Raw genomic sequence first — 12,244 nt, 5'->3', positions numbered from 1 at the left:
CAGCGATTGCACGAGGACGGTGGTATCGATGCGCGCGGCGTCGAGCAGCGGCGCCAGATCGGCGGGGCCGAAATCCCGGTGAATCGCATCGAGTTCGGCCGGCGGCCAGCAGCCGGCCCGCGCGCCGATTCGCCAGTAGTGCTGATGGGCGTCGATCCGCGCGGTCATGCGCGGGCTCCCGGAACCGGCGCGTGCGCCGCGATCAACCCTTCGTCGCGCAACGCATCCCACAGTTCGGCCGGCGCGGGGCGCTCGAACCAGTCGATGTTCTGCTTCAACTGGCCCACGCTGCGCGCGCCGATCACGCACGACACGACGGCCGGATGGCCGAACGGGAACTGCAACGCAGCGGCGGGAAGCGGCACGTCGAAGCGCTTGCACAGCGCGCCCAGCCGCGTCGCCTTGTCGATCACGTCGGCGCTCGCGTCCGCATAGTTGAACTTGCCGTTGCCGGCGAGCAGGCCGGAATTGAACACGCCGCCGATCACGATCGCCGTCCCTTCCCGGGCGCACGCGTCGAGCAGCGGTTCGAGCGCCGTCTGTTCGAGCAGCGTGTAGCGGCCGGCCAGCAGCACGGCGTCGAGCGCCGCTTCGTTCAACGCGTCGGCCGCGACTTCCCATTCGTTCACGCCGAGACCGAACCCGCCGATCTCGCCGCCCGAGCGCAGCGCCTCCAGCGCGCGAAACCCGCCGCCGCGGGTCAACTGCGCCCAGTAGTGCGCGTGACGATCGCCATGCGTCATCGCGCCGATGTCGTGCACGTACAGCATGTCAATCCGCGCGAGCCCGAGCCGTTGCCGGCTGTCGTCGTACGAGCGCATGATGCCGTCGTAGCTGTAGTCGTAGACCGGCCGGAACGGCAGCGGCTCGGCCCAGCCGTCGTCGCCCGGCCGCACGCTCGCGTCGGCGCGCATCAGCCGCCCGACCTTCGTGCTGAGCGTGAAGGCGCCGCGCTCGCGCGCGGCGAGCCCCGCCCCCACCGCGCCGCTCGGACAGCGTGTAGCCGTAATACGGCGCGGTGTCGAAATAGCGCAGGCCGGCCGCCCACGCGGCATCGACGAGGGCTGCGGCATCGGCGGCCGACATCGGCCGATAAAGGCCGCCGAGCTGCGAGCAGCCGAGGCCGAGCGCGGACACCGTCAGCCCGCTGCGCGGCAAGGTGCGCGTATCGTTTGCGTTCATGAGGCGTGACTGGTTGCGGGAAAGAGACACGGCGATCAGTACAGGACGTTCTTCGCCGCCTGCGAATCGAGGTTCTGCTTGTCGACCATCACGACGCCGGTATCGATCAGCTTCGGCGCGGGCTTGCGCTCGATGACGTCGAGCGCCGTGCGCACGCCCTGGTTCCCCATCTGCCACGAGCCCTGCACGGCGATCGCCTGCACGGTGCCGTCGCGCACGAAGCCCTGCAGGTCCTCGTTGCCGTCGAACCCGATCGCCACCACCTTGCCCGCCTTACCCGACTGCTTCAGCGCGCGGCCCATCCCGACCGCGGTCGGCTCGTTCGCGCCGAAGATGCCCTTCAGGTCCGGGTTCGCCGACAGCACGTCGGTCGTCTGGTTCAGCGCGGTCGCCATTTGCGATTGCGAGTAGTACGGGCCGACGACCTGCAGCTTCGAATGGCTCTCGATGTACTTGCGGAACCCGCCGACACGGCTGACCTCCGACCCCGCGCCCGGCACGTACGACATGATCGCGATCTTGCCAGACTGCCCGACGCGGTCGATCAGCGCCTTCGCGCACAGCGCGCCCGCCTTCTCGTTGTCGGTCGACAGGAACGCCTGGTAGTACGGTTTGCCGGCGTCGGCGATGGCCGAGTCGATCAGCACGACGGGAATGTGCGCTTCCCACGCCTTCTTGATCGCGGGCACGAGCGCATCGGGATCGGACGGCGCGAGCACGATGCCCGCCACGTGACGCGTGACCGCGTTGTCGACCATGTTGACCTGCCCGCTGATGTCCGACTCGGCCGCCGGCCCCTGGAACGTCATCGTGTAGCCCTTGGCGCCGTCGAGCGCCGCCTTCGCGCCCTTCTGCACGTTCTGCCAGTAGTTCGAATTGACCGTCTTGACGATCACCGCGATTTCGCCGCCCGCCGCATACGCACCGCTGCTGCATACCGCGAACACGCACGCCGATGCCGCCAGCAGGATGGATTTGTTCATGTCTCGCTCCGCTTCTCGTTGGTAGGGACTGCTTGCTGCCGGTCAGGGCCGGCGATTGCGCAACTGGTCGATCCACACCGTGCCGAGGATCACGACGCCGATGATGATCTGCTGGATGAAGCTCGACACGCCGTTCATGTTCAGGCCGTTGCGCAGCACGCCGATCACGAACGCGCCGATCGCCGTGCCGGAAATCGTGCCGACGCCGCCCATCAGCGACGTGCCGCCGATGACCGAGCTGGCGATCGCGTCGAGCTCGTACATCACGCCTTCGTTCGGTTGCCCGGTGACGAGCCGCGACATCAGCACGCAGCCGGTCACGCCCGCGAGCGCGCCGGACAGCACGTAGGTGAACAGCTTCACGCCCTGCACGTTCACGCCCGACAGCCGGGCCGCTTCCGCGTTCGACCCGACCGCATAGATATGACGGCCGAGCGACGTTCTCGACAGCAGGACCGACACCACGACGAACAGCACGACCATGATCACGACCGGATACGGAATGCCGGGAAAGGTCGTGTCGGGGAAGCCGTCTGCGCCGATCCGCGAGATCCGCAGCAGCGCGCCGTTGCCGAGCGCGCCGAACGCGTCGCCGAGATCCGATACCGGCCGGGCGCCCGTGATCTGGAGCGCGATGCCGCGCGCGACGAGCATCATGCCGAGCGTCGCGATGAACGGCGGCAGGCCCATCTGCGTCACGCAGATGCCGTTGACGAGCCCGCACAGCGCGCCGACCAGGATGCCGGCCGCCATCGCCGCGGGCACCGGCACGCCGGCCTTGACCAGCAGCGCGGCGCACACGCCGGCCAGCGCGAGCACCGAGCCGACCGACAGGTCGATGCCGCCGGTGATGATCACGCAGGTGGCGGCCACGCCCAGATAGGCGATGGACGTGACCTGCAGGCCGACGGTCATCAGGTTGTCGACCGAGAAGAACGCCGCGCTCGATATCGAGAACGCGAACACGAGCACGACGAGACTGCCCAGCGCCGCGAACTTCTGGATCAGGTCGCGCCGCCGCTGTCGCGCCGCCCGTTCGTCGGCCTGGCTTCGATCGGATGTCATTTCAAGCATGGGAACGCCCCGACGCGTAGTGCATGATCTCCTCCTGACTGGTGTGTTTCGTATCGAGAATGGCGGTCATTCGACCTTCATGAAAAACGGCGATCCGGTCGGTCATGCCGAGCAGCTCCGGCAGTTCCGAACTGATCAGCACCACGCCGACGCCGTCGGCGGCGAGCCGGTCCATCAGCCCGTAGATCGCGAATTTGGCGCCGACGTCGATCCCGCGCGTCGGCTCGTCGAAGAACAGGATCTTCGAGCCGCGGTACAGCCATTTGCCGATGACGACCTTCTGCTGGTTGCCGCCGGACAGGTTGCGCACGCGCTGGTGCACGGACGGCGTGCGAATCGCCAGGTCCTGCACGTAGCGGCGCGCCACGTCGATCTCGTCGTCGAAACGCAGGAATCCGAAGCGCGACGCGATGCCGCGCACGTTCGCGAGCGTGAGATTCGCCGCGACCGGCATCGGCAGCGCGAGCCCCTCCTTCTTGCGGTCCTCCGACAGGTACGCGATGCCGTGCCGGATCGCCTCGCGCGGCGAGCGGATCGTCACGGGCCGGCCGTGCAGCGCGATCGTGCCGCCGTCGGGACGATCGGCGCCGAAGATCGCGCGCGCGATCTCGGTGCGCCCGGCGCCCATCAATCCCGCGAAACCGAGGATCTCGCCACGGCGCAGCGCGAACGACACCGGCCCGAACACGCCGTCGCGACGCAGGTCCCGCACGTCGAGCAGCACGTCGTCGGTCGGCACCGATTGCCGCGACGGATAGGCGTCGTCGAGCGTCCGCCCCACCATGCGCGCGACGATGTCGTCGATGCTCACGTCGGCGAAATCGTCCGTCGAAATGTGGCGCCCGTCGCGCAGCACCGTCACGCGATCGACGATCTGCGCCATTTCGTCGAGCCGGTGCGAGATATACAGAATCGCCACGCCGTCGGCGCGCAGCTCCTCGATGATGCGAAAGAGTTGCACCGTTTCCGCTTCCGTCAGCGACGACGTGGGCTCGTCCATGATCAGCACGCGCGCATCGTGCGACAGCGCCTTCGCGATCTCGACCATTTGCTGCTGCGCGATGGACAGCACGCCGACCTTCGTCGTCGGCGCGACGTTCAGGCCGATGCGCGCGATGCAGCGCGCCGCCTCCGCGTTCATGCGTTTCGTATCGACGAACGGCCCGCGCCGCGGCTCGCGCGCAAGGAACAGGTTCTCCGCCACGCTCAGGTGCGGGACGAGATTGAGTTCCTGGTGGATGATCGAGATGCCGGCCGCCTGCGCTTCGGAAGCCGAACGAAACCGCACCGGCGCGCCGCGATAGTGAACGGCACCCTCGTCGGGCAGGTATTGGCCGCTGATGATCTTCATCAGCGTCGATTTGCCCGCGCCGTTTTCGCCGCACACCGCATGCACCTCGCCGCGGCGCAGGTCGAGGCGAATCCCGTCGAGCGCGAGGACGCCCGGGAAGCGCTTGCGAATCCCGTCCAGGCGCAGGATCTCCTGGTCGGCTTCGTCGTGCGCGGCCTGACCGGGCAGATTGCGAGGCATTGCCATTGCGTCTCCTTGGGATGGATCGACCTCGACACTACGTGGTCAGTCCAATTTGGCTGAATTACAGCAATCAAACTCATTTTGGTCAAGCCAATTTAATTATTCACATCTGATCTTACCAATGGTGAAAACCCGGACATCCGAATGAACGCGCCGCCGCACGGGGCGATGCAGCAAGCGTGATAGACTCCGCGACACGCGCTTGCGCCCAAAGCGCCTTGATCCCGATCCATCGAATGAAATCGACAGAACCCAAGCGGCTTTACCAATCGGTCGCGGCCCAGATCGTCGCGCTGATTCGTCAGGGCGAATTCGCGATCGGCGAGCGGTTACCGCCGGAGCGCGAGCTGGCGCTGACGCTCGGCGTATCGCGCCCATCGCTGCGCGAAGCGTTGATCGCGCTGGAAATCGGCGGCCAGATCGAAATCCGGATGGGCTCCGGCGTCTATGTGCGCGACACGGCGGCCGACGACGTCGGCCCGATGGCCACGCTCGGCGACAGTCCGTCGGAATTGATGCAGGCCCGCGCGGCCGTCGAAGGCAGCGTCGCCGCGCTGGCCGCCGCGCGGATGACGGCCGCCATGCTGGAACGCCTGCGCCGCACCGTGCAGCGCATGAAGCGGCTCGCGGAGGCCGGCAAATCGCCGGTCGAAGCCGACCGGCAGTTCCACATGCTGATCGCGGAAGCCGCCGGCAATTCGGTGCTCACCCGCTTCGTCGGCGAGCTGTTCGACAGCCGCCACGACCCAATCGCGGCCGCCATGCGCGGTCACGCGGAAAATCCGCAGACCTGGACCGCCGCGGTGCGCGAGCACGAGGACGTGCTGCTCGCGCTGCAGGCCGGCGACCCGATTGCGGCCCAGACGGCGATTCGCGCGCATCTTCGTGCGTCCGAAGCGCGGTGGATCGAGGGTGGCCTGAAAGCCGATCCGGATTGACCGCGTGCCGGCGCCGGCACGCGTTGGCGAGCACGGGCGCCGGCAACGCGCTATTCAACGCCCTGCAACGCGGCCCGTTCGCTGGCCGTGCGGCGCGCCGGCAGCGTGCGCGGCACCAGGCTCGTCACCAGCACCGCGCCGACCACCAGCAGCCCCGCCACCACCCCGAACCCGGCATACGGCGCGCCGGTCCGCGCAAACAGGACGCCGACCAGCCACGAACTGAACGCCCCGCCGAGCGAACCCAGCATGCTGATCACCGCGATGCCCGCCGCCGCCGCCCGGCCGGTCAGTTGGGCAGCCGGAATCGTCCAGAACACGATCGGCACGGTGAACGCGCACAGCTGCGCGATCGCAAGCAAGGCCACGGTGATCCATACGTGACCGACCGAGAAGCGCAGGAGCAGCAGACTGCAGGCGGTGACGAGCATGCACACCACCGCATGCCACCGGCGCTCGCCGTATCGGTCGGAACTCCATGCGATCGCCACGTTGCCGATCATCGTGAACACGGAAATCAGTCCGGACAACCAACCGATTCCGGTGACGCTCGCCACCCCGGCCGCCTTCAGCACCGTCGGCGACCAGAACGTCACCGTACCCATGCCGACGTAGACGCAGAAATAGATCGCCGCAAGCCCCAGCACCCGACCGTTGCGAACGATGTCGAGCACGCCCACCCGGCCATGGCCGACCACGGCCGAGGCCCGCTCCGCGTCCAGATCGCGCAAGAGCGCCTGCCGCTCCGGCGGCGACAGCCATGCCGCCTGCTCCGGCCGGTCGCTCAGCATCCGCGGCGCGACCAGCCCGAGCGCGATGGCCGGCAATCCCTCGATCAGGAACAGCCATTGCCATCCGCGTAACCCCATCGTGTCCTGCAGGTGCGCCATGATCCAGCCGGACAGCGGTCCGCCGATCATCCCGGCTACAGGAACGGCGAGCAGCAGCACGCTGTTGACACGGGCGCGCACCGTATCCGGAAACCAGTACGACAGGTACAGGATCAGGCCCGGAAAGAAGCCGGCCTCGGCGGCGCCGAGCAGAAAGCGCACCACGTACAGCGACACGCTCCCGGTCACGAACATCTGCGCCACCGTGCAGAGGCCCCACAGCACCATGATTCGCATGAGCGTGCGGCTCGCGCCGATGCGCGCCAGCACCAGATTGCTCGGCACCTCGAATGCGGCGTAACTGATGAAGAAGATGGCCGTCGCGGAGCCGAATACGGCTTCGCTCAAGCCGAGGTCCTGCAGGAACTGCAGCTTGGCGAACCCGATGTTGACGCGATCGACGAAGTTGATCACGTAACAGACGAACAGAAACGGAATCACGCGCAGCGCGATCCGACGATACAAGACGGCAGGGGGTGACTCGGACATGGACCGCTCCCGGTATGTGGACATGCGTCACGAGCAAGCGAGGCGTTGCGAAGCAATTATACGAATCCCGTATTTCGGGATTTATTGGTAGTTAACACGAGAGAGGGCGCTGACCCGTGAGACACCACGTCGCCAAATCCGCATTCGTCAGTTTTGTAAGAAAACAGCAACGTATTACGATCTTATTGGCCGCTTTCCCCTCGTTGCAAGACCTCGCGCAACACCATGTGTAAACCCGACCTTATAAATAAATACAATCCCTTATAATGAGATTTTAAAAAACACGATCGCCAACGACGGTCGCTTGTCGATATTGTCCGGCACCCCCGCATTTCTTTCGGTTCGGTTACGCTCCGTCGCCCTCCGCGACGTGCTCGCTCGACGAGGGTCAACGGGTTTTCGATCGGGTCACCCGGTGTTTTTTTCTGGATATGATCGTCTGCAGGACGAGCCGCGCTGCCCGCGCCCGGGCAGCATGAGCCGGCTTCGGCCGGGATCGAATTTGAAACGGGATGCATTCGCCACGCCATGAACCTGCGCGCTGAAACACTGTGCTTCTCGGATGTGTTCCTCCATTCCCAGGCGATCGTGAACTGGTCGCAGCACTACGACCAGATCAGTCCGGGCACCGCCACGACCACGCTGCGCCAGGTCGCCGGCCAGCGTTTTCACGTCTTTCGCGAACGCATCAACCAGCGCGTGATGCAGCACGGCCTCGCGCCGCGCAACCGGCTCTGCTTCGCGCTGCCGATCGCCAGTGCGGTCGCGCCCGTGGTCCAGGGGCGCGCCGTCGAGTGTCCGAGCCTGCTGACCCTGCGCGGCGGCGAGGAGTTCGTCGCCCACCTGCCGTGCGACACCGAGGTGCTCGCGTTCACGATCGACCGCACGCTCACGGCCGACCGCGAACTGGACGAACTCGCGAACCTCCCCGCCCGCATCCTGAAGCAGCCGGTGCTGCCGATCTCGCCCGCACGCTACGGCAATGCACTGAACGGCCTCGAGCGCGTGCTTTGCCAGGCGCTCGACAGCGGTTCGCTCACCGCACGCGATGCGTTCGACGAACGCGTGCTCGCGCACAGTGTGGTCGGCATCCTGCTCGATCTCGTACAGTCCGACGACCCGGATGCGGGGGCGCTGCCGTCGGCATCGACGCAGAGCTACATCGTGCGCCGCAGCCAGGAAATCGCGCTGGAATCCGACGACGTACCAACGGTCCTCGATCTCTGTCACCACCTCCGCATCAGCCGCCGCACGCTGCAATACAGCTTCCAGAACGTGGTCGGCACCACGCCGACCGCCTATCTGCGCTCGATCCGGCTGAACGCCGTGCGCCGCTTCCTGATGACGACACCCGAGACGATACGGATCGGCGACGCGGCAGCGCAATTCGGCTTTTGCCACTTCGGACGCTTCTCCGCGTACTACCAGCAGCATTTCCACGAGCTGCCGTCGCACACGCCGCGCCTGAGCTGAGCCTGCGGCAGACGCATGGCGGCGCCGCATCCGGGTAATCCCCCGGCCGGCCGACACGTGCGGATTGCCGATAACGGACAACGACCGTTTTTTCGCCACCGTAAATTTTGTCGTCGGCCGGCTCGCATGCGCTGCACCGCATCGAGCGGCCGTCCAAGCGCACACCCGTGGCGTCGGCGAACGTCGACATCGCTTGCCGGCTCGTCAGGAGCGGCGCGCGGCACGGGGCTATCGATCAGGCATGCCGGTGTCGACTCCTGACGCACGATCCGGCCAGCGGGACTACTCATGAACGAATCGTCACCCCGGTCCGAAGCGGGGCTCAGCAAGAACGCCGTCGGACTCTCACACATCGTCTTCTTCGTCGTCGCCGCGGCCGCGCCGCTCACCGCGATGGTCGGCGCGACACCCGCGGCGTTCTCGCTCGGCAACGGCCCCGGCGTGCCGGGCGTATTCGTGCTGGCGGGCGTGATGTACCTGATTTTCAGCATCGGCTATGCCGCGATGAGCCGGCACATCTCCAATGCGGGCGCGTTCTACGCATACATCGCGAACGGGCTCGGGCGCCCTGCCGGCGTGGGCGGCGCATTCGTCGCGATCGTCGCGTACAACGCGGTGCAGATCGCGATCTACTGCATGTTCGGCTTCTTCCTGAACGACAGCATCCAGCGGCACTATGGCGTCGACGTGCCGTGGTGGGCGTTCGCGCTCGCGTGCGTCGTCGCGGTCCACTTCTGCGGCGCGCGGCGCATCGAGTTCAGCGGCCGGCTGCTCGGCATGCTGATGATCGGTGAAATCGCGATCGTGATGCTGCTCGATCTCGCGATCGTCGCGCACGGCGCGAGCACCGGCGGCTTCAGCGCGAAACCGTTCAGCCCCGCGATGGTGTTCGCGCCCGGGCTCGGCACCGCGCTCGTGTTCGTGCTCGGCTCGTACATGGGCTTCGAGGCGACGGCAATCTTCTCCGAGGAGGCGCGCGACCCGAAGCGCACGATTCCGCGCGCCACCTACCTGGCCGTGATCCTCATCATGGCGTTCTACGCGCTGTCGTCGTGGGCGATCGTCGAGGCGTGGGGCGAGCACGCGATCGCCGCGCAGGCCGCGCGCGATCCGGCCAATCTCTGGTTTGCCGTCAGCGGCCGGCTGCTCGGCGGCATCGCGACGGACGCGATGAACGTGCTGCTCGTCACGAGCCTGTTCGCGGCCATCCTGTCGTTCCACAACACGATCACGCGCTATTTCTACGCGATGGGCCGCGAACGCGTACTGTGGCGCAAGCTCGGCCATACGTGCCCCGTGCACCGTTGCCCGGACGTCGCCGGCAAGGTGCAGACGCTGATCGCGCTCGCGGCCATCGCCGGATCGGCGGCCTTTCGCCTCGACCCGTTCGCGGTCGTGTTCTCGTGGATGAGCGCGCTGGCCACGATCGGCATCATCGCGGTGCAGATCCTGGTGGCGGCCTCGGTGATCGCGTTCTTCGCGCGCGACCGTCGGGACGCCGGCGTCGTGCACCGCCTGATCGCGCCGCTCGTCAGCGTGATCGCGCTCGGCGCGTGTCTCGTGCTGGTCGTGCGCAACCTGTCCGTGCTGAGCGGATCGGATTCGACCTTCGTCGCGATGTTTCCGTATTTCCTCGTCGCCGTCGGCGCGCTCGGCATCCGCGCCGCGCTGCGATTGAAGCGCAGCGACCCCGACCTGTATCGCGAACTCGGGCGCGCCGCCCAGTAGCCGCCGCCCGGACGGTGCCGCGCCGCACCGTCGTCTCGTTGTTCACTCCCCGAGCATTTCCCGCTGCCGACGCGCCCCGCGATGCGTCGCGCCGGCACGGGTATTCCCTAGCCCGATCGCGCGGCAACGATTGCCGATAGCGGACAAGGCTCCCGATTTCATCGACATACAGTGAATGCGACGTCGAAGCAGCACGGTGGCGGCCGCCCTCGCCGCCGCACCGTTCGGCCCGACGATTCGCCCCTGGGAAACACGGACACCATGATGAAAATTCAGAATCTGATCGGCGGCAGGCATTGCGACGCAGCGGCCGGCCGCACCTTCGAAAAACTGGCGCCGGCGACCGGCGACTACGTGGCCGCCGTGCCCGCATCGACCGCCGAAGACGTCGATCGCGCGGTGCGCGCCGCGCACGCCGCGCTGCACGACGACGCCTGGGCCCGCGCCGGCGGCCCGGCCCGCGCGCGCTGGCTGCTTCGGCTGGCGGACCTCGTCGAGCGCGACGGCAATGCGCTGACGGAATTGCTGGCCGTCGAACAGGGACGTCCGCTTGCCGAGATGCGCATGATGGACCTCCCGATGTGCATCGACACGCTGCGCTACTTCGCCGGCTGGGCCGACAAGCTCGAGGGCCGCACGATTCCGACCGACGGCTTCATGGGCCGCCCGACGCTCAGCTACACGCGGCGTGCGCCGGTGGGCGTCGCCGGCCAGATCATCCCGTGGAACGCGCCGTTGATGATCGCGGTATGGAAGCTCGCGCCGGCGCTGGCGGCCGGCTGCCCGGTGGTCGTCAAGCCGTCGGAAGACACGCCGCTGGCGATCACCCGGCTCGGTGAGCTCGTCTGCGAAGCCGGCCTTCCCGCCGGGGTCGTCAACATCGTCCACGGCATAGGCGCGGAAGTCGGCGCCGCGCTGGTCGCGCACCCGCTCGTGAACAAGATCAGCTTCACCGGCAGCACCGAAGTCGGCCGCGCGATCGCGGGAGTGGCTGCCAAGACCTTCAAGCGCGTCACGCTCGAACTGGGCGGCAAGGCCGCGCAGATCGTCTTCGCGGATGCCGATCTCGACCGTGCGATTCCGTCGCTGATGGCCGGCATGTTCGCGAACCAGGGACAGACGTGCGCGGCCGGCTCGCGCGTGCTCGCGCACCGCTCGATCGCCCAGGCACTCGAGGAACGGCTTGCCGACGCGGCCCGGGCGATGCGCATCGGTCCGCCATCGGAGCCCGGCGTGCAGATGGGTGCGCTGATCAACCCGCGTCACCTCGCGCGCGTGCGTACGCTCGTCGACGGCGCGCTCGCCGAAGGAGCGGTCATGCTCGCCGGCGACGAACAGGTGCCGCCGCGCGGCTGCTTCATGCGCCCCACGATCCTGGGCGGCGTCCATCCGGGCATGCGGATCGCCCGCGACGAAGTGTTCGGCCCGGTCGGCATGGTGATGCCGTTCGAGACCGAGGACGACGCCGTTCGCATCGCCAACGACACGCCGTTCGGCCTGTCCGCTTCCGTGTGGACGCAGGACGTCGGCACCGCGCACCGCGTCGCCGAGCGGCTCGACGTCGGCGCGGTCGCGATCAATGCGTGGAGTCCGATCGACGCACGCCTGCCGTGGGGCGGCACCAAGCAAAGCGGGATCGGGCGCGACCTGTCGAAGGCCGCGCTCGATTCGTACCTCGAGGAAAAGATCGTCACCGCAGCCCTGTGATCCCGCGGCGCGCACCGCGCCGCAACCTGTTCAAGCACTTCGCAAGAGAAACGAGAGACACCATGGACTATCAAAAGCGTCAAAAACGATTCTGGCATCCGATGAGCTCGGCGGCCGCCGGACATACGACCCCCACCGTGATCATCGAGCGCGGCGACGGCAACTACGTGTACGACGTCGACGGCCACCGCATGCTCGACGGGGTGGGCGGCCTGTGGAACGTCAACGTCGGTCACAACCGGCCGG

9 protein-coding genes and 2 pseudogenes are annotated in these 12,244 nt (G+C 67.3%); 5 read left to right on the top strand and 6 right to left on the bottom strand.

The annotated features are described in order from the left end of the window. The 5 genes and pseudogenes from JMF90_RS07695 to JMF90_RS07675 form a co-directional block, all read right to left on the bottom strand. Positions 1 to 168: pseudogene (locus tag JMF90_RS07695) on the bottom strand (amidohydrolase); the annotation flags it as partial. Further along, a pseudogene (locus JMF90_RS07690) lies at positions 165 to 1,182 on the bottom strand (aldo/keto reductase). The pseudogenes JMF90_RS07690 and JMF90_RS07695, both read right to left, overlap by 4 nt. Before the next feature lie 35 nt (positions 1,183 to 1,217). Beyond that, entirely contained in the window at positions 1,218 to 2,165 is a 948-nt protein-coding gene (locus tag JMF90_RS07685) for an ABC transporter substrate-binding protein (protein WP_011549866.1), read from the bottom strand. Positions 2,166 to 2,207: 42 nt separating this feature from the next. Further along, complete coding sequence (locus tag JMF90_RS07680; protein WP_011549867.1) at positions 2,208 to 3,239, bottom strand: ABC transporter permease; 1,032 nt, start codon at positions 3,237 to 3,239, stop codon at positions 2,208 to 2,210. Next, the gene (locus JMF90_RS07675; protein ID WP_011549868.1) at positions 3,232 to 4,776 is read right to left on the bottom strand and encodes a sugar ABC transporter ATP-binding protein; all 1,545 of its coding nucleotides are present in this window, start codon (positions 4,774 to 4,776) and stop codon (positions 3,232 to 3,234) included. The genes JMF90_RS07680 and JMF90_RS07675 overlap by 8 nt, the downstream gene beginning before the upstream one ends. A 233-nt stretch (positions 4,777 to 5,009) precedes the next feature. On the opposite strand from JMF90_RS07675, the gene JMF90_RS07670 reads away from it, so the two are divergent. Then, positions 5,010 to 5,711, top strand: a complete 702-nt coding sequence (locus JMF90_RS07670; RefSeq protein WP_011549869.1) for a FadR/GntR family transcriptional regulator — start codon at positions 5,010 to 5,012, stop codon at positions 5,709 to 5,711. 50 nt (positions 5,712 to 5,761) lie between these two features. Here the strand turns inward: JMF90_RS07670 and JMF90_RS07665 are convergent, their stop codons facing one another. After that, positions 5,762 to 7,090 (bottom strand): MFS transporter, encoded by a 1,329-nt coding sequence (locus JMF90_RS07665; protein WP_011549870.1) that lies wholly within the window; start codon positions 7,088 to 7,090, stop codon positions 5,762 to 5,764. 528 nt (positions 7,091 to 7,618) lie between these two features. Between JMF90_RS07665 and JMF90_RS07660 the strand changes: the two genes are divergently transcribed. From JMF90_RS07660 to JMF90_RS07645, 4 genes are all read left to right on the top strand, one after another. Continuing rightward, positions 7,619 to 8,563, top strand: coding sequence for a helix-turn-helix domain-containing protein (locus JMF90_RS07660; protein WP_011549871.1), 945 nt, complete (start codon positions 7,619 to 7,621; stop codon positions 8,561 to 8,563). Between the two features lie 288 nt (positions 8,564 to 8,851). Continuing rightward, on the top strand, positions 8,852 to 10,291 hold the full coding sequence (locus tag JMF90_RS07655; RefSeq protein ID WP_011549872.1) for an APC family permease: 1,440 nt from the start codon (positions 8,852 to 8,854) through the stop codon (positions 10,289 to 10,291). A gap of 261 nt (positions 10,292 to 10,552) precedes the next feature. Beyond that, the gene (locus JMF90_RS07650) at positions 10,553 to 11,998 is read left to right on the top strand and encodes an aldehyde dehydrogenase (protein ID WP_041489558.1); all 1,446 of its coding nucleotides are present in this window, start codon (positions 10,553 to 10,555) and stop codon (positions 11,996 to 11,998) included. A gap of 62 nt (positions 11,999 to 12,060) precedes the next feature. Continuing rightward, positions 12,061 to 12,244 (top strand): aminotransferase class III-fold pyridoxal phosphate-dependent enzyme (locus JMF90_RS07645; RefSeq protein WP_201325018.1); only part of this gene is annotated, 184 nt, incomplete at its 3' end.

The sequence above is a fragment of the Burkholderia sp. E168m23 genome (assembly GCF_016586125.1).
In the GTDB taxonomy this organism is placed as follows: domain Bacteria; phylum Pseudomonadota; class Gammaproteobacteria; order Burkholderiales; family Burkholderiaceae; genus Burkholderia; species Burkholderia orbicola.
This window is presented reverse-complemented; position numbering and strand designations above follow the sequence as displayed.

Bases quoted from the DNA above. Each gene is read 5' to 3' on its own strand.
- JMF90_RS07660 (WP_011549871.1), top strand. From the start codon at position 7,619: ATGAACCTGCGCGCTGAAACACTGTGCTTCTCGGATGTGTTCCTCCAT.
- JMF90_RS07680 (WP_011549867.1), bottom strand. From the start codon at position 3,239: ATGCTTGAAATGACATCCGATCGAAGCCAGGCCGACGAACGGGCGGCG.
- JMF90_RS07685 (WP_011549866.1), bottom strand. From the start codon at position 2,165: ATGAACAAATCCATCCTGCTGGCGGCATCGGCGTGCGTGTTCGCGGTA.
- JMF90_RS07675 (WP_011549868.1), bottom strand. From the start codon at position 4,776: ATGGCAATGCCTCGCAATCTGCCCGGTCAGGCCGCGCACGACGAAGCC.
- JMF90_RS07650 (WP_041489558.1), top strand. From the start codon at position 10,553: ATGATGAAAATTCAGAATCTGATCGGCGGCAGGCATTGCGACGCAGCG.
- JMF90_RS07665 (WP_011549870.1), bottom strand. From the start codon at position 7,090: ATGTCCGAGTCACCCCCTGCCGTCTTGTATCGTCGGATCGCGCTGCGC.
- JMF90_RS07670 (WP_011549869.1), top strand. From the start codon at position 5,010: ATGAAATCGACAGAACCCAAGCGGCTTTACCAATCGGTCGCGGCCCAG.
- JMF90_RS07655 (WP_011549872.1), top strand. From the start codon at position 8,852: ATGAACGAATCGTCACCCCGGTCCGAAGCGGGGCTCAGCAAGAACGCC.